Raw genomic sequence first — 21274 nt, forward strand, 5'->3', positions numbered from 1 at the left:
GAATGGTGAACTCACGGTGAGCATGTCGACAGAGTCCGAGGCACACGAGAGGTTGACCGGGGCCGCGTCGCAGGCGGAAAAGTTCGACGATGTGCGTTCGGCGTTCTTCCGCCATACAGCCCAGGACGACACCGTGGCCGCGGACTCCACCGTCCGCCAGCACCTGGATCTGGCCGCCCACCGCACACCGGCCGATGATCTGGTTGCCTTCCTGTCCGCCGACCCCCAAGCGCATACCGGTCCCGCCCTGCTCGTCGTCACCGACGACATGCCCCTGCTGGTCGATGCCTTGTCCGCCGTCGTCGAGTCGGCCGGCGTCCCGATCTCCCACTTTCTTCATCCCGTGCTCTCCGCGATCCGGACGCCGGAGGGGGACCTGGTGGATCTGCAGCGCGGAAGCACCGCCGACGACTCGATCACCGAATCCTGGATGCGCATCGAATTCGCCGCGGCACCACCCGAAAAGGTCCGTGACCGCATCATCGGCTCGGTGCGACACACACTGCTGACGCTGCGACAGATCACCGCCGACGCGCCCGCCATGGCAGACCGGCAGCACGAGGTCGCCGCCGCGGTGAACCAGATGAAGACACTCGAGACAGCCCCGTGGGGCACTCAGGAGCTCGGCGACACCGCCGATCTCCTCGACTGGCTCCGGGCCGGGAACTTCACCTTCCTCGGGTACCAATACTGCACGACCGACAGTGCCGACGGCGCTGACCGCGACCTCGGATTGGTCCGCGCTACCGACGGCTACCGCCAGGCCCTGCCGGTGTGGGCACCTGCCGGGACGACCGCGTTGATCACCGTCGCCCAGGCCCCGGAGTTCTCGGCCGCGGCCCAGGGCCTGCTTCCTCACATGATCTCCGTCGCCGACTTCGACGGCAGCGGCATCATCGGTGAGCACCGCTTCCTCGGCCTGTTCACCGTCACCGCACTGCACGAAAACGTCCTCGACATCCCGGTTCTGGCACGCCGGGCCAGGGACGTGATCGCCCGTGCCGGTTACCGGCTCGAATCGCACTCCGGTCAGGCGCTGCTCGAAATCATCCAGGACTACCCGCGCCCGGAGCTGTTCGCCATCGACGGCGACGACCTCTACCGCACCGTGGTCTCGGTCCTCGGTGCCGCTGTTCGCCAACACCTGCTGTTGTTCCTGCGCCCGCGGACCGGCCAGGGGGTGATCTCCGCACTCGTCTACCTCCCCCGGGACCGGTACACCACCGGCGTGCGGCGCGCCATGCAGAACATGCTGCTCGCCGAGTTCGACGGTTCGAGCATCGACCACACGGTGCGCGTCACCGAAAGCCCGCTGGCGCTGGTGCATTTCACGATCCGCACCGATCAGGACACCGCGAACGGCCGGGACGTGGACTGGGGCGACGCCCAAACGAGGATGCAACAACGTCTGACCGTGGTCAGCCGGACCTGGGACGACGACCTGCACGACACACTGCGCGACGAAGACCGAGCCCGCACTACGCGCGGTGCGCACTACGCCGCGCGCCTCCCCGAGTCCTACAAGCAGGACTTCGCCCCTCGCCGCGCCGCCGCCGATCTCACCCGACTCGAAAACCTCGACGCGCACGGCATCGACGTCCAGCTCTATCCGCGCCGCACCGGGGAGCACACCGAGCTGCGGTTGACGCTCTACGTCGCGGGGGAGCGGGTCTCGCTGAGCGAGGTACTGCCCATTCTGCACAGCCTCGGCGTCGACGTCCTCGACGAACGCCCCTACCCCGTCGTCCGCCCGGACGGGCTGTCGACATGGATCTACGACTTCGGGCTGCACCACCCGCCGACACTGTCCGATCTGACCGCCACCGGTGACCGCAGCGAACAGAGCCGTGGGGGAACCCTCGCGTCGAGGTTCTGCGAGACCTTCGTCGCTGCCTGGTCCGGCGCGGCCGAGGTCGACTCGTTCAACACGCTCGTGGCCCGAGCCGGGCTGACCTGGTCCGAGACCGCCGTGCTACGCGCCTACGCGAAATACCTGCGACAGGCCGGCTTTCCGCACAGCACCGAACGCATCGCCGGCGTACTGGTCGAGCATCCGCAGACGGTCGGAGCCCTCGTACGGCTCTTCGCCGCCCGGTTCGACCCCGAGCACACCGACATCGACACCGTCGAATCCCTGACCCGCCAGATCACCGAAGCGGTCGACGACGTCGTCAGCCTCGAGGCCGACCGCATCCTGCGCGCCTACCTCAACCTCCTGAGCGCCACCGTGCGCACCAACTACTACCGACGGAGCAACCCGAACATCAGCTCGTCGAGCGCGCTGGCGCTGAAGTTCGAACCCGCAGCGCTCAGCGAGCTGCCGCAGCCGCGCCCGCAGTTCGAGGTCTTCGTGTACTCACCCGAGGTCGAGGGCGTGCACCTGCGCTTCGGCCTCGTCGCCCGCGGCGGCCTGCGCTGGTCCGACCGGATCGAGGACTTCCGCACCGAGATCCTCGGGTTGGTCAAGGCGCAGGCCGTCAAGAACGCGGTCATCGTCCCGGTCGGCGCCAAGGGCGGCTTCGTCGTCAAACGACCCCCCACTCCCACCGGCGACGCCGCCACCGACCGTGACGCGCTGCGCGACCGCGGAATCGCATGCTACCGCGCATTCATCGGGGCACTGCTCGATGTCACCGACAACGTCGCCCCCGCGACCGGTGACGTGGTGCCCCCGCCGTCGGTGGTGCGCCGTGACGGCGACGACCCCTATCTGGTGGTTGCCGCAGACAAGGGCACCGCGACCTTCTCCGACGAGGCCAACGCTGTCGCACAGCAGTATCGGTTCTGGCTCGGTGACGCGTTCGCCTCCGGCGGCTCGGTGGGCTACGACCACAAGGCGATGGGGATTACCGCCAAGGGCACCTGGGAGAGCGTTAAGCGGCATTTCTTGGAGATGGGAATCGACACGCAGACCGAGGACTGCACCGCCGCCGGCGTGGGAGACATGAGCGGGGACGTGTTCGGCAACGGGATGCTGCTCAGTGAGCACATCCGTCTCGTCGCCGCGTTCGATCACCGGCACATCTTTCTCGATCCCGAACCCGATGCGGCCGCCTCGTACCGGGAGCGGCGCCGACTGTTCGAACTGCCGCGCTCGTCCTGGGACGACTACGACCGGTCGCTGATCAGCGCTGGGGGAGGGATCTTCGCGCGGACAGCCAAATCCATTCCGCTGTCCAACCAGATTCGCGAAGCACTCGGACTGGCGCCCGACATCCTGCGACTGTCACCGCAGGAACTGGTCACCGCAATCCTGCGCGCACCGGTCGATCTGCTGTGGAACGGCGGCATCGGCACCTACATCAAATCGTCCGGTGAAACCCACCTCGACGTCGGCGACAAGGCCAACGACGGGGTCCGTGTCGACGCCACCGAGGTCCGTGCCCGGGTGATCGGCGAGGGCGGCAATCTCGGGGTCACCGCCCTCGGACGCATCGAATTCGCTCGCGCGGGTGGGCGGATCAACACCGATGCCCTCGACAACTCCGCCGGCGTCGACTGCTCCGACCACGAGGTCAACATCAAGATCCTGCTCGACGGGCTCGTCTCCACCGGACGATTAGACGCGGCCGCCCGCGAGGGGTTGTTGCGGTCGATGACCGACGATGTCGAGGACCTCGTTCTCGCCGACAACGTTGCGCAGAACGACCTGCTCGGCACCAGCCGCGCTACCGCGGCGAGCCGGGTGCGGGTGCACGCCCGGCAGATCCGCGCTCTTGTCGCCGGGCGAGGCCTCGACCGCGCGCTCGAAGCACTCCCGGACGACGACGAACTCGAGCGGCGGGCAAAGCAGGGCACGGGACTGACCTCTCCGGAATTGGCCACCCTTACTGCCCATGTGAAACTGGCACTGAAGACGGACCTGCTTGCCGGCGACCTGCCCGACGGTGACGCCTTCACCGACCGGCTCCTGCAGTACTTCCCCGAGCGGCTCCGACGGGACTACGCCGACGCCATCGGCGATCACCGTCTCCGGCGCGAGATCATCGCCACCGTCGTCACCAACGAGGTCATAGACACCGGCGGTATCAGCTACGTGTTCCGGCTCGGCGAGGACCTCGGCGCGTCGAGCACCGACGCGGTCCGCGCCTACGCCGCCGCCAGCGCCATCGTCGGTCTCCCGGCCCTGGTCCAGCAGATCCGCCAGGGTGCGCCGAATACCGCCGTTTCCGATCTCATGATCACCGAGGTACGTCGGCTGCTCGACCGGGTGTCACGGTGGCTGCTCAATCACCGTCCGCAGCCGATCGCGATCGGAGCCGAGATCGCCCGCTACGGCCGGGCCGTCGAGCACCTGATGCCGAAAGTTCCGGGATGGTTGCAAGGCCCGGACGCCGCCGTCGTCCACACCCGCGCGACCGAGCTGACCACGCTCGGCGCCCCACCCGACCAGGCGACCGCCATCGTCAGCCTGCTGCACGGGTTCTGTGCAGTGGACATCATCGACATCGCCGACCTCGAGGACCGCGACGTCGACGAGGTCGCCGAGTTGTACTACACGCTCAATGCTCACCTGAGTGTCGACTATCTGCTGACCGCGATCTCAGGACTCGACGACACGGACCGCTGGAACGCTCTCGCCCGGCTCGCCCTACGCGACGACGTCTATAGCTCCATGCGCCTGCTCACCCTGGACGCCTTGTCCGGATCGTCCCCGGCCGAGTCCGCCGCGGCGAAGATCACCGACTGGGAAGCGACCAACACCTCACGGTTGACCCGCGCCCGAGCGATCCTGGCCGAGATCTTCGACTCGAACCCCGCCGACCTGGCGACCCTCTCGGTCGCCGCACGCCAGGTGCGGACCATGGTCGGCCGCTCACGGCCGCAACAGCCCACGAACTGACCACGGAGACACACCTTGTCACCACAATTTGCCATCCACGCCGGCACGCGGATCGACGAGTACGGCGAACACCACATCGCCGACCTGCAGCCCGACGGAACCCTGCATGTCCTCGACGCCGACCGCGACGTCGCCGGCACCTATCCGCCGGCACGGTGGACAGTCCTGGCCACCCACGTTCGACCGCATTCCCAGCAGTACTTAGGTAGCTCGGCGTGGCGGCTCGAGCTTCCGTAACTGTCCGCAGGCGAGGAGATCAACTGTCCGCCATAGGAACGCCCCTCCTCTCCTTTGACAGCGGACTCAGTTCCCGAATCCGACACCTCCCAGAGTGGTCGCAAGCCTTTCTCGATGACGCTCTGCCCCTGCGGATTCGACAGATGCAGAGCGGAGCGGCAACAACTCGTGTCGACTACGTCGAAACCCTGAACTATTTCATTGCCCCGTGTGCGGCCGCGGCAGGCGTGAGTGCGGCGGGTTGAGTGGTCGAGCGGAGCGGGAACGGGGGAGCCGTACAGCCCCGGATGGTGGCGCTGAGTTGTCGAGTGCGGCAATTCGCCGTAACTCTTCTTGCTCTGGTGTGAGTGTCGATGTCTGCGTGCGGACCTGCTCCGTAGCCACTTCGCCGCGTGCGGAATCCACACCCCTCAACAGCCGCGGCTGTTGAGGGGTGTGGATGGTGGCGAGCTCGGTTCGTACGGCGTTCTCGACGTCGAGTGCCCGGTGCAACTCGCCTGCGCAAACTCCGCGCCGACGGGGTGAAACAGATCGTGATGCTTACGGGCGATGACCCCGACACCGCGGCCGCGGTCGCCGCCGAACTCGGCATCGACCACTGGCGCGCCGAGGTCATGCCCGACGACAAACCCGACGCGGTGCGCGCACTACAGCGAGGCGGTCACGTCGTCGCCATGGTCGGGGACGGCACCAACGACGCCCCCGTCCTCGCCGCCGTCGTGCACAACGCGTCCTCGGTCGCCGTGGTCGGTAAACAGCTCGCGGCTGATCCGCTACACACTCTGAGCTCGTCCAACAGATCAGATTCATCACGCCTACCTCAGCGGGACTCGGGTCCGCCATTCTCGGCTGCGCCAGCGTGGTGGTCGGTGCCTCGTTATCGCGACCTTGCCGACCGTGCACTTTGAAAGTACATTGAAAGTATGTCTGTGGGTGAGGTGCCGTTCTCGGATATCCAGAACAAGGGGAAGGCGACACTGTCGCAGTGGCAGCGGTCGGGTGCGCGGCCGCTGCGGGTGACGCGGCGCGACGATGAGGACCTGGTGTTGATGACGGCGGCGCGGGCGGACCAGGAGCGGGAGGTGCTCGCGGCGGCGACGGCGATGGTCGACGCCCTGCTGCATTCGGATGACGGTGTTCTGGTCCGTAAGGTTGTCGCTGCGGCGTTTCCGTGGGTGAGCTACCTGTCGGGTGAGGAGGTCGCCGACTTCGTCGACGAGCTGATCAACGCGCTGCGGGCGGGTTCGTCGCTGGATAATCCGGCTCCGCCGGCCCGCACGATCGAGACGTGGCGCCACACGGCGGAGGTGTATGCCGATCCGGAGCTCGCCCGGATCCTGTCGATGCCGTCCGAGGGTGACTTCGGGGCCGTGCCGGTGCCGGAGCTGTGAGCCCGAAGCGGGGTGAGCGCGTCGCGCCGCCGGCGGCGGGGGAGCTGTGGGACCTGCGGTTCGCGACCAGTGATGCGGTAAAGGGGTGGGACGAGCTGTGCCGGCAGGCGCCGGCGAACACGCTGGTGGCGTACGAGGAGATGCGACGCCGCACGGTCGCGGGGGAGTCGACGACGCGCCATCACCGGTTGAAGGGCAAGCTCGCGACCGGGGTGCACAACGGCGTCGAGATGGAGCAGTGGCAGTACGAGGTCACCGCCGGTGGCCGCATCTGGTACGTGATGGACATCGAGCACCACACCTTGTGGCTGAAGTACGCGGGCACAGGACATCCCAAGCAGACTGAATAATGTTGCTGAGGACCCGAATGGGGCGAATCAACGCCATCGAGTTCGGGGTGGTGGCAGCCACGACCGAAAGCGCTGCACTGGGGCCTGCCGGGCGTGTGTCTGAGCAATGCTTCCGGCGGGCACTTGTGCGTGGATGGTCACGAGAGCAGTTGGATGGCCACCCCGTCGTCCGTCAGAGTCGTTGCGACTAAGTCGTGCACACTCTCGTGCGCTGCAATGACAAGCAGTTGTTGCGCTCGGGATGCGCCGACATACAAGACGCGTCGGGCTTCGCCGGGTTCGTCGGCACACCACTGTTGGACTCCGTCTTCCTCTTGTACCTTAAATGGTTTCGGCACGACCAATATGACTGCAGGTGCCTGCAAGCCTGTGTAGCCATGGACGGTGGAGTACTCGAACTCGACGACGGATCTGGTCGGAAGCGTGGGCCACACATCGCCTGGCGGTCTGTTCACCCCTTTGAGAGCGTGATTGAGAACTCGACGACGGCGTGCGTCTGCGGTGGTCAGTGCATGGAAGTGGGCTCCTGGTTGAGTTGGTGAGGTCGACGCCCGCAGCCGAATCGAGGAGCCCACCGATGCCATCATCGGCCATCTCACCGTGCCCGTCGTGTCGGCCCCACACGGCGGGCGGACACCGTTGCGCGGTGTACCCGTAGTCGGTCACCGACGCACAGTGGGCGATCCTGCAACCGCTGCTGCCGGCGCCGGGCAACACCGCAGGTCGCGGCGGCAGGCCCGAGAAGCATTGCCGCCGACTCGTATTGGACGCCATCCTGTACCTGGTTCGCGGTGGGATCGCGTGGCGGCAACTGCCGGCGGAGTTTCCGCCGGCCGGGACGGTGTACGCGATCTTCGTGCGTTGGATCTGTGGCGGGGTCTGGCATCGCATCCTCGACACCCTGCGCGACCGGCTGCGGGTGCGAGCGGGGAAGGGATCGCTGTCCGACCGCGGCGATCATCGATTCGCAGACTGTCCCGGTCGCCGACACGGTGCCCCGATCCGGTACCGGATGGGACGGCGCGAAACGAACGACCGGTGTGAAACGCCACATCGCGGTGGACGTGACCGGGCTGTTGTTGGCAGTCGGCGATCGCATCGAGCAACTCGGCGTGGTCGAGTCGCCGGGGCGAACACCACACCACCACAGCCGCGGTCCGCGGGCAGTCGTGCACCGCCCGCACCCCGGAAATCTTGGTGACGGCATCCTCGATCGCCACCGCGCCACCGCGCCACCGCGCCATCGCGTGTCCGGAGATATTTGGAGCGCCCGCGCAACTGAGGATCGCAGCGAGCTGCTCGCCTTCCTGCCGCTCGGGCCCACAGCGACTCGGCGGTGTTACCGGGATCGTGCAGGCACCGCCGAAAAGCGTCGAAATCGCACTTACTGGTCGGTAATTCGGATGCGGGAAGTGGCGCGATGGCATGGACCATAGACTCTGGACTTCCATGCTCCGGCCCACGAGAATCACTGAAGTGCCGCCCGTCACGATTATGTGCCGGTGACCGTGTAACTCGCGTGAGCTGATACCCGTCGTTGGCGGGGGCTGCGCTTGGCTGCACCACAAACCCCTCCTTGGAGCCGCGACTCGCCAGCCACGAATCGAGCTCCCGATCGTGTCCTGCTCATTCCTGCGCGTCGACACCGCGCCCTTCGCCGCTCTGGTCAGGGGTGCAGTCCCATCGGCACGCCCGTCCAACCCGGTACCGATACCGATAGTGCATTAGTTGATCCATTAATAGTGTTGGACTCGCATCACACACTGCTCGTACTGTGATTTCAGTCGCATCACCTCGATTCAGGAGAACTTCTTGACCACCTTTGCGCCGGACGAGCTCGCTGGACACCTTGGCTCCGGATTGCTGTCGTTCCCGGTTTCCCACTTCACCGAGAATCTCGCCATCGACGAGACTGCATACCGGGAGAACATCTCTCGGCTGACCAGCTACGAGGTCGCCGGGATCTTCGCCGCCGGCGGCACCGGCGAGTTCTTCTCTCTCACCGGCGGTGAGATCAGCACGCTGGTACGGGCCGCGGTCGCCAGCGCACCGGAGAACACCCCGGTTCTCGCTCCGGCCGGCCTCGGCTCAATGCAGGCGATCGATATGGCCCAGGATGCCCAGGCCGCCGGCGCCGACGGTGTCCTGCTGTTCCCGCCCTACCTCACCGAAGCATCCGGCGATGGCTTGCGCGAATACGTCCGAGCGGTCTGCCGGAACACTGAACTTGGCGTGGTGGTCTACAACCGGGCCAATGCCGTCTACCCCGCCGACGCGTTGGCTGAAATTGCCGAGGCCTGCCCCAACTTCATCGGATTCAAGGACGGCGTGGGTGACCTGGAGGCCATCACCCGTATCCACGGCCTGCTCGGTGATCGGCTGGTCTACATCGGCGGCCTGCCGACCGCAGAACTGTTCGCACTGCCCTACCTGGAGCTGGGGGTCACCACCTACAGTTCGGCCATTTTCAACTTTCTTCCCGACTTCGCGCTGGCTTTTTACCGCGCCGTCCGCGCCCGGGACACCGTGACGGTGCGCCGTCTGCTGAACGACGTGGTCCTGCCCTACGCGGCAATCCGCGACCGCAAGCCCGGCTACGCGGTGAGCATCGTGAAGGCGGGTATGCGCCTCACCGGACACTCGGCGGGACCCGTTCGGCCGCCGCTGACCGAGCTCGATGAGACCGAGGTGGCCTTGCTGTCCGACGTCGTCAACGCTGCCAACCAGCTCACTCCGGCGCTGGCCACAGCAGGTTCGTGAGGGAAACACCGATGATTACCCATGGTGTCGACAGCCGTGTTGCCGCCGCCGCGCAGACACCGACCGGCGCAATGGTCATCGGCAACACACCCGTGGACGGTGCTGCGATCGCGCGGTTCCTCCGCCGGGTCGCCCACCAGGACCTGCTGCCTTCGACCCGGCGGGCTCGACCCTCCGCCGGTATCCGGCGGAGGGTGGACGGACCTCAGACCCACCCCAGACCCATTGGTAAGGATGAACGGCCATGACCGCATCGAAAATCCAGACCAGCGCGAGCATTATCGAACCACCGGTAGCCAGCGAACCGACGGGCATCCCTGCTCGCGGCAGACCGCGAATACGGCGAGACTCGCTGATGACCGGCGTCAAAGCCGCCGTGGGCATCCTCGGGCTGTTGGGCCTCTGGCAGCTCGCGGTCGTCGTCACCGACCCGCCCGAATTCATTCTGGTCGGCCCGCTCGCGGCGTTCCAAGAGTTGTTCATCCGGCCGGACTACTTCGTCACCAATGCGTGGGTCACCATCGGTGAAGCGCTTGCCGGGTTCGTTGGCGGTGTTCTGCTGGGTGTCCTGTGCGGTGCACTTCTGCATTATTCGCCCACCGTGCGCACCTTCCTTTATCCAGCGCTGGTCGCCGTCGACACCGTACCCAAAGTCGCACTGGCACCGCTGTTTATCGTGTGGTTCGGCTTCGGGTTCGAGTCCAAGGCGTTCGTTGCGATGGCCATTGCATTTTTCCCGCTGGTCATCAACACCTTCGATGGGCTCAGTTCGGTCCCGCATGAGCTCAAAGAGCTGGCCCGGATCAACAAGGCCTCCACTTGGAAGCGGCTGACGAAGATCGAGTTCATCTATGCGCTTCCCTCGATTTTCTCCGGCTCGAAGATCGCGATCTCCCTGGCCGTCGGTGGCGCCGTCGTCGGTGAATTCATCGCCGGTTCGAAGGGGCTTGGTTATGTGATCATGCTCGCCAACAGCCAGGTGGATCTGGCGTCGATGTTCGCCGCGTTCTTCGTCCTCGCCGCGATCGCGCTGGTCTTGTTTTTCATCGTCGACTTCACCGGCAAGAAGCTCATGCCATGGAAGTCGTATACGAAATGACCAACAAGCTTGGAGACCACCATGAGTAAAACACGCACGTGGCGCTCCGTAATCGTCGCGGCGATGCTGTTGCCGTTTGCCGCGGCCTGCGGCACAGGAAGTTCGGAGAATGCGATGTCGGTCATGGTCGACGTCGGTTACCTCCCCAAACACGCACCCTTCTTCGCCGCCGTCGATCGCGGGTTCTTCGGAGCGGAGGGTCTCGATGTCACCATCATGCCCGGCTCCGGCTCCGGCAATACCGTCGCTGCGGTGGACACCGGAAAGGTGGACGTGGGCTGGGCCGACTTCGGTGTCACCGTTCTCCATCAGGGTCGCGGCGCCCAGGTCACGCAGGTCAACCTGTTACAGGCCCGATCGGCCTATGCGGTGGTCGCGATGTCCGACGGAAACATCCACGACTGGGATGACCTCAAAGGCAAAACCGTCGCCACCGAAGGTGCCGGCGCCATGACCTCGATGTGGCCCTTGGCCCTGAGCCGGCTAGGGCTTGCCGAGCAGGACGTCAATGTCGTTCACGCCACCAGCAGCGCCAAGATCCCAGGTCTGCTCTCGAAGCAGTGGGATGCCAACCTGGCGCTATCGGTGTCGGATGCTCCCGCGATCGACGCGCTCGGCAAGGTGCCGGTGGTGCTGAAGTGGTCCGATATCGGCATCGACCTGTACGGCAACGGCCTCATCGTTTCCAACGAACAGCTGAGGAGCAATCCCGACCGGGTCAAGCGATTCAACCGGGCGATGCAACGTGCCTACCTGTGGTCGTGTGAGCACCCGGAGGAAGCCGCCGACTCCTTCCACAAAGAGGTCCAAGGATATGAGACCCGCACCGTAGTGCTCGCACTGCAAGAACAGTGCGCTCTCAACCAGCAAGTCGGTGAGGAGGATGTGCCCTTCGGCCGCATGACCGATGCCGGGGTACAGCAGATGATCGACGTCTCGCGCGAGTTCCTCGGCCTCGACCCGAATACGACGCTCAATCCCGCCCAGGTCTACAGCAACGACTACCTCGACCCCGTTTCCAGCGACGCCATCGCCGTACCGTGACCGCCTACTCCCTCCGGAGCCAGTAATGAACAGCCACACCGCAATCAGTGTCAACAACGTCGGGGTCTCGTTCCGGTCCCGTGACGGCGACACCAACACCGTCCTGCAGGGCGTGGACTTCGACGTCGAGCACGGCCAGTTCGTGTCGATCGTCGGCCAGTCCAGCAGCGGTAAGACAACGCTCCTGAAGACGATTTCGGGACTGCAGCCCGCCACCGCGGGCGAAGTGCTCATCAAGGGCGCACCCATCGCCGCGGGGGTGACGGAGATCGGCATGGTGTTCCAAAGCCCGGTCCTTCTGCCCTGGCGCAACAACCTGGCCAATGTGCTGCTGCCTCTAGAATTTCGCGGCACCCGCGACGCGAACGCCAAAGCCAAAGCCAAGCAACTGCTGGCGATGGTCGGTCTCGAGGGCAAGGCCAAACGGTATTCCTACGAACTCTCCGGCGGCATGCAGCAACGTGTCGCCATCTGCCGGGCCCTGGTGTCCAACCCGGAATTGTTGCTCATGGATGAACCGTTCGGGGCCCTCGATGCCATGACCCGCGACAGCATGAACTTCGAGATCCAGCGGATCTGGCGGCAAGCCGGATGCAGCGTCCTCTTCGTCACGCACAGCATCTCCGAAGCTGTCTGGCTCGGGGACCGGGTCGTCGTGGTCGGCGGCCGTCCCGGACACATCGTCGCCGACATCACCATCGACCTGCCCCGTCCGCGGGACAAAGAGCATCGCTACTCCACAGAGTTCGCCGGCTACGTCAGCGAAGTCGAATCACACATCGGAGTCACAGCCGGAATCAGCTGACCGCCCACATTCCGACCACCTCACCTCACGACAGGAACGTCCATGCTGCATCTGTCCGCAGACCCCTCAGCCCTGGCCACCCAATTCGATCTCCATCCGCAACGAAGCCTGCTGTTCTCCGCTATCCGGCTGGACTCCCATCCGCTGGTCCTGCCGCTGATTGCCACCCGTGACGGGGACGAGCCCACTCTGCTGGTTCGCCAACAGGAACAGGGCAATGTGCTCTCCGCCGGAGTCCCCCGAGAGCGCATCCGCTTTTACGCCCCGTGGGTAACCATCGATCCCCGCCCCGTCGCCGACGTTCACACCGCCGCATCGTTGACCGCCCTGGTCTCCGAGCTCGCCGGTGACGACGCGGTCGTGCTGGGAGCCGATGTGGTGTACAGCCATCAGCTGGCACTCGCGGAGACCTTGGAGGTCACCACCGAATCGGCGCAGCCGAGTCCGGTGCGGGTCCGCGCGCTCTCCACCACTGAGGTTGAAGGACGGTTCGCCCAATGGCGTGAATGCGGTGCGACGGCGGCGGCCAAGCTGATCGCCGACGTTGCGCACCTGAAGGGCCTCGACGCGGAGTTCGGTGCCGGGGACACCCGCTATCCGGGTCTGAAATCCATTGCCGCGGAACGTGAGCTCGATGCCCTGGTCATTGCCGCGCCGCCGAACTTCTCCGAAGCCACTGGACGCGCACCCGGCGACGGAGCGGTCGTGATCTGGGTGCCGGGCACGGACCGGGTACTCGTTGCGGCCACCGACGCCGCTGACAGAGATCACTACGGCACCGCGGTCGGCGAGTACGCATCACTGGGCGAGGCGGTCGCCGCGCTCGTGCCCGGACGCCGAATCGGCGTCGAAGAAGAGTTCATCTCGGTCAGTGTCGCCGGTGAGCTCGCCGGTCAGGGTCTGGAACTGGTGGGGACTTCCCAGGATCTCGCCCACTGGCGCGATATCCGCGACAACGAGGATCTGCCTTTCCAGGTAATCGCCGCGCGCACCAGTGTGTACGCCATCGAGGAGGCGCTGGCGTGGGCCGAGCACGAAATCGACGCCGGGGTCGAATTCACCGAGATCGACATCTACCGCCGCTATCTCGGTCACATCGAAGAGTTCCGGCGCGACAACGACATCCCGTTCGAGGTGCAGCCGTACTTCACCAACCTCCACTCGTCGAACCGGATGCTGTTCCCCGGGCCGCCGGTGGACTTCCCCATCAACAGGGAGACCACCTGCATCCAGCTCGATGCCGGAGTACGGGTCACCATCGACGGCGTCGTCGTGGCCACCTCGGATATGGCGCGGTCACTACCACGAACGGCGGCGGCGAAAGAGGCCTATGAGCTCTTCTTCACCGTGGTCCGGGAGGGCATAATCGGTCAGTTGCGTCCCGGCGTGGTCTGCGAGGACGTTCACGAAGGGACCCTGGAGTTCCTGGCGCCGCATCTGCCCCGCATGATCGAGATCGGGATGCTCGGCGAGGAAACCGATTTCAACACGATCTACCGACGCCGCAACGTCGGGCACCTGATGGGTAAACAGGAGTCCTTCGCCAATGAGCTCCGACCAGGATACAAGCACGCCCTCACTATCGGGTCCTACGGTGCCGCCGAGATACCCTGGCGGTACAACGATGCCGCGATCGGCACCGAGGACCTGTGGTACATCGGCACCGACCGGACCTACATCCTCTCGCAGCGCTGAGCAGGAACAGACATGATGACCGACACCAACACCCATGATCCGCAACTCCGGCTCGCCGGCAGACAGCTAACCCTGCCCGACCTCGGCGCCCCCGCCTACGCCTACGAAGCCTGGACGAGGCACCGCGACATCCTGTACCTGTCGGGACAGATCTCCCGTGCCGCGGACGGACACGTTCTCACCGGCCGCGCAGGCGCGGACGCCACCGTGGCCGAGGCATCCGCGGCCGCGGAGACCGCAGCACTGAACCTGCTGGCCAGAATCGATCAGGCCGTCGGGCTCGGGCACGTTCGGCAGATTCTGAAGCTGAACGTCTGGGTTGCCAGCGACGCTGATTTCACCGACCAGCCGACGGCCGCCGAGGCCGCGTCACGACTCCTGATCGACGTCCTCGGTGATGCGGGCCGGCACGCCCGCACCGCGCTGCCGGCGCATGTGCTTCCGAAGAACGCTCTCGTCGAGCTCGACGCCACGGTCGCAGTCGCAGTCAACGAGTAATCCTCACCAAGAACGGGCACACACTCTCGAATGTGGAAAAGGTGATCAGCGGCGAACTGCGCACCGAGGACATCGACATCACCTAGTCGTGTATGCGGCGCGCCCCCCGGAAGTGCGGAGTTCCGGGGGCGCGCCCGGGAGAGGATGGAGGGTGTTCGGGGCATCGAGCCCCGAACACCCTCTGCGTATCAGCCGTGTGCGTGCACCCTGTGCTGTGCGACGCACTGAGAATCACCAGAGAGTCAGTGGCAGGCCGGCGGCTTCGGCACGGCGGACCCGCAACTCGATGCTGTCGGATCGTCGCCGTGCGCGAGGCCGGCGCGGACGGCAGCGATACGGTGATCGCGTGGATGTGGCTCGAGCAGCTCACCGCAGTCGACGGCAAAGAAGGGGACCTCTACGACGGCAAGCGCCACGCCGCCCGCTACTTCTACCGCCATGAGCCGCCCAAGGTCGCACCGCAACTCGATCTGCTGGCAAGCCTGGACCGCACCACCCTCGACATGAACCCTAGCTGGTTCTAAACCCCAGGAGACATTGCGCATGAGTGTGCTCGACAAATTCCGTCTCGTCGGCCGCGTCGCCATGGTCACCGGCACGACGCGTCGACAAGCTGCACGACACCGCCGAGATGGTTCGCGGTGTCGGCCGTCGAGCGCTCCCGGTGGCAACGGACGTCGCCGACCCGGACCAGTGCCAGACCATGGTGGATGCGGCGATGGCCGAGTTCGGCCGCGTCGATGTCCTCGTCAACAACGCCGGAATCGCGACCGCATCGCCTGCCACCCGCGAAACCCCGGATCAGTTCCGTTCGGTCATCGACATCAACCTGGCCGGCTCGTACTGGGCCGCCCAGGCATGCGGGAGGGTGATGCAACCCGGCAGCTCCATCATCAACATATCCAGCATCCTCGGACTCACGACTGCCGGTCTGCCCCAGGCCGCATACAGTGCCAGCAAAGCCGGCATCGTGAGATTGACCCGACATCTCGCCCAACAGCGGGGTTCGCGCAAGGGAATTCGCGTCAACGCGATCGCACCGGGCTTCTTCGCCTCCGAAATGACCGACCAGTATCACGACGGCTACCTCGACGGCCTGGCCTCACGGATGGTTCTCGGCCGGACCGGTGACCCGGAGGAACTCGCCGCGACGCTGGTGTGGCTGGCCTCGGATGCCGCCGGTTACGTCACCGGACAGACTCTCGCGGTCGACGGCGGCGTCACCATCACCTGATCAACGGCGTCCGCCAGATCCCACTGCCATCCGCCGACCACTCCACGAGCAGGTAACCATGCCCACTACCATCGACGACGTCGACGCCCTCCCGGACTTCTCGGACAGCAACTCGAAAGCAGCGGCTGGTTCGACGTCACGCAAGACCGGGTGAGTGGCTTCGCCGACGCCACAGACGACCATCAATGGATCCACGTGGACGTCGAGCGCGCCAACGCCGAAAGCCCCTTCGGCGGGCCCATCGCCCACGGCTACCTCACGCTGTCATTGCTTTCCGCTATGGTCCTGCAGGTCCTCAACGTTCGGCAGACGTCGATGGCCGTGAACTACGGCTTGAACAACGTCAGGTTTCCGGCACCGGTTCCTGTCGGATCCAAGGTCCGCCTGAGCGCGGAGCTGATTACCGTCGAAGACATCGGCGGTGGCATCCAGATCGTTTCCGAGCAACAGTGCACTGTTCCGCGGTGGACAAGCCGGTGTGCGTAGCCGAACCCGTGTACCGGTTCTACCGCTAGCCGCGACGGGCCTTGTCGATCCGCAGCAGTTGGTGGGCGGAGAAGTCCGAGACGTACAGTTGGCCATCGGGGCCGATCGGCGGGGATTCTGCAAAATGCAGTCCGGTCAGTGTGGTGTGGGTGTCGCTCATTGTTCTGCGGTGGCCGGCGCTGCCAACCATCCATCTCCTATCTTTCGCGGGTTGTCGAGGACCTGAGTGTTCACGTTGCCTTACCGTCGTAATGGCGGGCTGGGCGACAGGCGTCGTCTGGCGAAGTTGGGGCGTCGCAGATCGGTGAGGCAAGTGCAGCCCATCGCATGACAACGCACGTTTGTGCAAGTGCGGCAAAAGGTGTCCGGATGTGTCTCGGCGACCATCGTCCGGTGAGAACCCTGAGAGCTGCGATCAGGGCGTGGGCGATGAGCATCGGCACGAGAGCGTCCTCCGATAATGGGTCGATGTCTGGTGGGTCAGGCTTGGCGTTGGGTGGTATCGGTGCACCTGCTGGTCTTGCTGGGTGGGTGACCAGATCGCCCCGCCGAATCGGTGGCAGCACTCGCGTCCGCAGTGAACGGCCGCAAGGCCACCGCCGGTCCGGTTGGTGTCAGCGCCTGTGTCCCCGGCTGGGGAATCGCGGGGCTTCACGTTTGGCGAACGCCGCCAGGCCGGCGCGGGCATCGGCGGAATCGAAAGCCTGTTGCCCATATAATGCCTCGGCGTGAAAGGCTGCCTCGAGTGGCATGTCACCGAGTTGGAGGACGGAGCGTTTGACCACCTCGAGCGCATTGCCGGACAGGGTCGCGAGACGGTCCGCCCACCGCATCGCGGCATCGAGGACCTCGTCGGGCTCGACCACCAGGTTGACCAGACCCATGCGATGCGCTGTTGCGGCATCGACGCGGTCGCCGAGCAGCAGCAGTTCCATGGCATGCGCGTACCCGATCTGCCGGGTCAAGCGGGCCAGGGTCCCGCCTGCGGGCACCACACCGATTCCCACTTCGGGCAGCGCGAATTGTGCAGTCCGGGAGGCCACCCGTAGGTCGGTCGAGAGCATGATCTCGAATCCGCCGCCGAGTGCGAGTCCGTTGATTGCGCAGATCACCGGTTTGAACAATCGGGTGTGTTTTTGATGCGCGCCATCCCAGTGCGAGATGTCGAAGTGGCCCTCCGCGAGCGCGGGAATCGACTCCGACAGATCGGCACCAACACAGAAGGCCCGGTCACCGGCGCCGGTGAGCACCACCGTGGCTACCCCGTCGTCGCACCGCGCCGACTCGAACGCCTCGGCCAGCTCGTCGTACATCTTCAATGTCAGTGCGTTGAGTTTGTCCGGGCGGTTGAGCGTGATCAGTGCTGTGGGCCCATGTTTTTCGTAGGTGACCGACATCAGAGCGCTCCTGCAGATCGCAGGTCCTCGATGTGCTCGAGACTGTAACCCGCCAATGCTTGCAGGACCGGGTCGGTGTGTTCGCCCACGCGGTTGGCGCGACGAGCAGGTGTTGCCGGGGTGACGCCGAGCTTGATCGGTTGCCCGAACATCCGAAGTTGTCCGAACTTGTCGTAGTCGACGTCGACGATCATGTCGCGGGCAGCGGTCTGCTCGTCGGCAACGACCTCGTCGATCGTCTTGATCGCCGTCAGCGGCACCTTCTCGCCGGCCATGTCCTCGAGCTCGCCTCGGGTGCGATCGGCGAACCATTTGTGCAGGAGCGGACGGACGCGGCGCTCGTAGGTGTCGCGGTCGAAACGCTTGGCCATGGTGTTGATGTCCGGATCCGTCGCGGCCTCGGGTTCATTGAACATCTCGCACGTAATTGTCCAGAACTTGTCGGTGTATCCGCCGAAGAACACGTCACCGTCCTTGCAAGGGAACAGCTCGTACGGCCGGACGAACGGATGCTCGTTGCCGAGACGACCGGCGACCTCTCCCGCGACGGTGTAGTTGACGACGGCGGTTTCGGTCATCGCTACAACGCTGTCGACCTGTGCGACGTCCACCATCTGCCCGACACCGTGCCGTTCGGCGTGCCGCAGGGCGGCGAGTGTTCCGATGACGCCGAACATGGTCGCCGACAGATCTCCGATGATGGTGCCGACCCGCGATGCGGGACGGTCTGGTTCACCGTTCATCGACCACAACCCGCCAGCGGCCTGGGCGGTGTTGTCGTAGGCGGGCCGGCGACTGAGGGGGCCAGTTTGTCCGTAGCCGGAGATAGCGGTGTAGACCAGTCGGGGATTGACCTCCCGCAGGACCGAATAGCCGAGACCGAGCTTGTCCATCGTTCCGGGGCGGAAGTTCTCCACCAGGATGTCCGCTTTGGCCACGAGATCCTTGAGGACCTGCTTGCCCTCCGGGACTGCCAGGTCGACGGTGATCCCGAGCTTGCCACGGTTGTACTGAGCGTAGAAGGCGCTGATCTCCTCGTCCTCGTGGCGCAGGAAGGGTGGGAAGGTGCGGGTGTAGTCCGGGTCGCGTGGGTTCTCGACCTTGATCACGGTGGCTCCCAGATCCGCCAACATCTGCGAGCAGTACGGTCCGGCAACCACTCTGGAGACGTCGAGGACCACCACGCCGGAAAGTGCGCCGTTTCCCGCCTCGTCGGTGAGCAAGGCATCGGGTGTGCTCATGATCAGTCTCCGTTCTTCGGCTGCGTGACGCCTTCGACCTTGATCCGGGCGTCGAGTTGGGTGCCACAGTGGGGGCAGTAGAGCTCCTCGAGGTGCACGGTGCCGATTTCGTTCTTGCGGTGGCGGATACGGACTCCGAGGGCTTCCATGGATTCGGCGGCGATGGAGGTGCGGGCATGGCACTCGTCGCGCCACGATTCCTCGGATCCGAGGTTGCCGTTGCATGAGGGGCATTCCCAGAAACTTCCGTTTCGCGCCGGAGAGACGGGACCGGACACCAGGTCGTCGCTGACGCTGCGGGACGGTGTGGCGCCGATTCGTGCAGCACGCATCTGGGCGCGTCTCGTCGACGTTGCCGTCTCGTCGACGTTGCCGTCGGTATCGAGGCTGACGCCGTAGACGTCTTGTGCCGCGGCAGCGGTGATGTACCGATCGCGCACATCCTGTGCCACGGTGGCGGCCGAGCGCAGGAGTGGGTCGCCGTATCCGCCGCCGCCGGCGCACCACTGCACGAACACATCGCCCTGATGGACGGTTAGACCTGTGTGGTTGATGTCGAGGAGTTGCTGTTCGCCGGCGACGAGGTTGGCGTCGGTGGGCACCATCCCCTCGTCGATGAGCGAGTTGGCGTTGGTACTGCGCCAGATCTCGTGTCCGCTACCGCCGCCGGGCAGGCCGCCACCGAAGCCGTCGGCCGGGACCTGGGCAGTCGGTGAGAACACGGTCTGCACGACCTCGTTGGCGCCGCGCAGGGTCCATGCGAATTCGGCGCCGAGACCACCGCGGGTGCGGCCGTGTCCACCGCTGGACAGCGACAGTCTCTTCCACAGGTAATGCACCGGGTAGAGCATTTCGTTCATCTCAACGTCGGGGAGCATGTTGTTGACCTGGGTCATCATGCCTGCACAGTCGAGGCCGTCCGACTCCGGTTGGGCGCCGGCACCTACCGCGCCGCCGTCCATGTTGAATAGCACCGTGTAGTGACCGTCGTCGGTGTTGCCCGCCGAGATGCCTCCGGTCCAGGAGTCGGCCCACACACCCTGGGTGCGGTTGCGGATGATCTCGTCCTCGCTGAGGCGGCAACTTTCGTTGAGCAGTTTGGTTACCACGCGGCTGACGCGGGCGCCGGTCGTGAGGTGCCCGTTGCTGATGGGCGCGGGGGGGACGGGGTCGACGATGCTGCCGCGTCGAGTCTTGACGTCGAAGGCGGCGACGACGCCTTCGTTGAAGGGGACGTTCCAGGCGAGGATCGGCACGATCGCGCTGGCGAGGCTGCCGAGCAGTGCCCCGTACGAGCAGTTGACGAAACCGCCGGTCTGATCGCTGGAATCGCTGAAGTCGAACGTGATCTGGTCGTCGGACTTGGTCATCACGCAGTGCACGCGGTAGAGGTCGTTGTCGTGGCCGTTGTGCTCGGTCCACTCCTCCGCTTCCCACCGCCCGTCGGGCAGCTTGGCGATGCGTTCGCGCATGACCTGTTCGGCCAGCTGGAAGCTGAGTTCGGAGTATTCACGGAAGGTGTCGAGGCCGAACTCGTCGATGGCCTCGAGCATGCGCTGGATGCCGGTGTTGTTGCTGGCCACCAGGCTTCGGACGTCATTCCAGTACAGGACCGGTACCCGGACGTTGTTCAGCAGCAGTCGTTTGGTGGACTCGACCGGGACACCGGCCTCGAACACCTTCACCCCTGGTGGGATGCGGACCGCTTCGCTGTAGCAGTCCAGTGCGGCCGGAGCGAACCCGCCGGGGGTCATGCCGCCGACATCGACCAGATGTGCCTGTGACTGTGCCCAGGCGATCAGCTCACCCTTGTAGAACACCGGGGAGATGACGGTGGTGTCCGGGGGATGGCTGGATCCGGAGGTGTGGGGGTCGTTGCAGATGAAGGCGTCGCCGGGCTGCGGTTGCTCGTCACCGATGGTGGCGACGAGATTTCGGACGGCCACGCCGCCCGAACCGATGTGGAACTGGACGTAGTCGGAGTAGCTGTAGATGCGGCCGTCCGGGGTGAACAGTGCGGTGTTGAAGTCGCCGGCTTCGGTGATCACCGGTGATCCACTCGATCGGATCATCGCGATGCCCATCTCCTCGACGATGGAGTCGAGTCGCATGCGAATCACTTCGAGTGTGACGGGGTCGTACGTGGGCAGTGAGGTGTTCGCGCCAAGTGTCGTAGTCATGTCAGGTGAACTCT

16 protein-coding genes and 4 pseudogenes are annotated in these 21274 nt (G+C 65.3%); 16 read left to right on the top strand and 4 right to left on the bottom strand.

Annotated features, from left to right (window positions below; translation table 11 throughout):
- Positions 1–22 precede the first annotated feature (22 nt).
- The 16 genes and pseudogenes from JWS13_RS01110 to JWS13_RS01185 all read left to right on the top strand — a co-directional run bounded on the left by JWS13_RS01110 (position 23) and on the right by JWS13_RS01185 (position 16442).
- Positions 23–4843: an NAD-glutamate dehydrogenase gene (locus JWS13_RS01110; RefSeq protein WP_206004232.1), complete on the top strand. Its 4821-nt coding sequence runs from the start codon at positions 23–25 to the stop codon at positions 4841–4843.
- A gap of 15 nt (positions 4844–4858) precedes the next feature.
- Entirely contained in the window at positions 4859–5080 is a 222-nt protein-coding gene (locus tag JWS13_RS01115; protein WP_206003990.1) for a hypothetical protein, read from the top strand.
- A gap of 494 nt (positions 5081–5574) precedes the next feature.
- A pseudogene (locus tag JWS13_RS45215) lies at positions 5575–5793 on the top strand (HAD-IC family P-type ATPase); the annotation flags it as partial.
- Positions 5794–6003: 210 nt separating this feature from the next.
- Positions 6004–6471: a hypothetical protein gene (locus tag JWS13_RS01125; RefSeq protein ID WP_241031987.1), complete on the top strand. Its 468-nt coding sequence runs from the start codon at positions 6004–6006 to the stop codon at positions 6469–6471.
- Positions 6468–6821 carry a hypothetical protein gene (locus JWS13_RS01130; protein WP_206003992.1) on the top strand — a complete coding sequence of 118 codons (354 nt, stop codon included), beginning with the start codon at positions 6468–6470 and terminating at the stop codon, positions 6819–6821. The genes JWS13_RS01125 and JWS13_RS01130 overlap by 4 nt, the downstream gene beginning before the upstream one ends.
- A 697-nt stretch (positions 6822–7518) precedes the next feature.
- Positions 7519–7653, top strand: a pseudogene (locus JWS13_RS45220) (transposase); the annotation flags it as partial.
- A gap of 160 nt (positions 7654–7813) precedes the next feature.
- Entirely contained in the window at positions 7814–8257 is a 444-nt protein-coding gene (locus JWS13_RS46315) for a hypothetical protein (RefSeq protein ID WP_420854977.1), read from the top strand.
- A 376-nt stretch (positions 8258–8633) separates the two neighbouring features.
- Positions 8634–9581 carry a 5-dehydro-4-deoxyglucarate dehydratase gene (gene kdgD / locus JWS13_RS01145; RefSeq protein ID WP_206003994.1) on the top strand — a complete coding sequence of 316 codons (948 nt, stop codon included), beginning with the start codon at positions 8634–8636 and terminating at the stop codon, positions 9579–9581.
- 355 nt (positions 9582–9936) lie between these two features.
- Positions 9937–10680 carry an ABC transporter permease gene (locus JWS13_RS01150; protein ID WP_241032017.1) on the top strand — a complete coding sequence of 248 codons (744 nt, stop codon included), beginning with the start codon at positions 9937–9939 and terminating at the stop codon, positions 10678–10680.
- A gap of 21 nt (positions 10681–10701) precedes the next feature.
- Positions 10702–11724, top strand: coding sequence for an ABC transporter substrate-binding protein (locus JWS13_RS01155; protein ID WP_206004234.1), 1023 nt, complete (start codon positions 10702–10704; stop codon positions 11722–11724).
- Between the two features lie 25 nt (positions 11725–11749).
- A complete protein-coding gene (locus JWS13_RS01160; protein ID WP_206003996.1) occupies positions 11750–12529 on the top strand; it encodes an ABC transporter ATP-binding protein in 780 nt (259 codons plus the stop codon).
- Positions 12530–12571: 42 nt separating this feature from the next.
- On the top strand, positions 12572–14224 hold the full coding sequence (locus JWS13_RS01165) for an aminopeptidase P family N-terminal domain-containing protein (RefSeq protein ID WP_206003997.1): 1653 nt from the start codon (positions 12572–12574) through the stop codon (positions 14222–14224).
- A gap of 15 nt (positions 14225–14239) precedes the next feature.
- Positions 14240–14722, top strand: coding sequence for a RidA family protein (locus JWS13_RS01170; RefSeq protein WP_206004236.1), 483 nt, complete (start codon positions 14240–14242; stop codon positions 14720–14722).
- Between the two features lie 338 nt (positions 14723–15060).
- Positions 15061–15246: pseudogene (locus JWS13_RS01175) on the top strand (acyl-CoA dehydrogenase C-terminal domain-containing protein); the annotation flags it as partial.
- 19 nt (positions 15247–15265) lie between these two features.
- Positions 15266–15956, top strand: a pseudogene (locus JWS13_RS01180) (SDR family NAD(P)-dependent oxidoreductase).
- A 150-nt stretch (positions 15957–16106) separates the two neighbouring features.
- Positions 16107–16442 (top strand): MaoC family dehydratase, encoded by a 336-nt coding sequence (locus JWS13_RS01185; protein ID WP_275957292.1) that lies wholly within the window; start codon positions 16107–16109, stop codon positions 16440–16442.
- Between the two features lie 25 nt (positions 16443–16467).
- Here the strand turns inward: JWS13_RS01185 and JWS13_RS45895 are convergent, their stop codons facing one another.
- The 4 genes from JWS13_RS45895 to JWS13_RS01200 form a co-directional block, all read right to left on the bottom strand.
- A complete protein-coding gene (locus tag JWS13_RS45895; RefSeq protein WP_259375197.1) occupies positions 16468–16602 on the bottom strand; it encodes a hypothetical protein in 135 nt (44 codons plus the stop codon).
- 454 nt (positions 16603–17056) lie between these two features.
- Entirely contained in the window at positions 17057–17839 is a 783-nt protein-coding gene (locus JWS13_RS01190; protein WP_206003998.1) for an enoyl-CoA hydratase/isomerase family protein, read from the bottom strand.
- On the bottom strand, positions 17839–19080 hold the full coding sequence (locus tag JWS13_RS01195) for a CaiB/BaiF CoA transferase family protein (RefSeq protein WP_206003999.1): 1242 nt from the start codon (positions 19078–19080) through the stop codon (positions 17839–17841). Before JWS13_RS01195 ends, JWS13_RS01190 begins: the two co-directional genes overlap by 1 nt.
- A 2-nt stretch (positions 19081–19082) precedes the next feature.
- Positions 19083–21260 carry a hydantoinase B/oxoprolinase family protein gene (locus JWS13_RS01200; RefSeq protein ID WP_206004000.1) on the bottom strand — a complete coding sequence of 726 codons (2178 nt, stop codon included), beginning with the start codon at positions 21258–21260 and terminating at the stop codon, positions 19083–19085.
- Positions 21261–21274: the final 14 nt, after the last annotated feature.

It is taken from the genome of Rhodococcus pseudokoreensis, from assembly GCF_017068395.1.
Classification (GTDB): domain Bacteria; phylum Actinomycetota; class Actinomycetes; order Mycobacteriales; family Mycobacteriaceae; genus Rhodococcus_F; species Rhodococcus_F pseudokoreensis.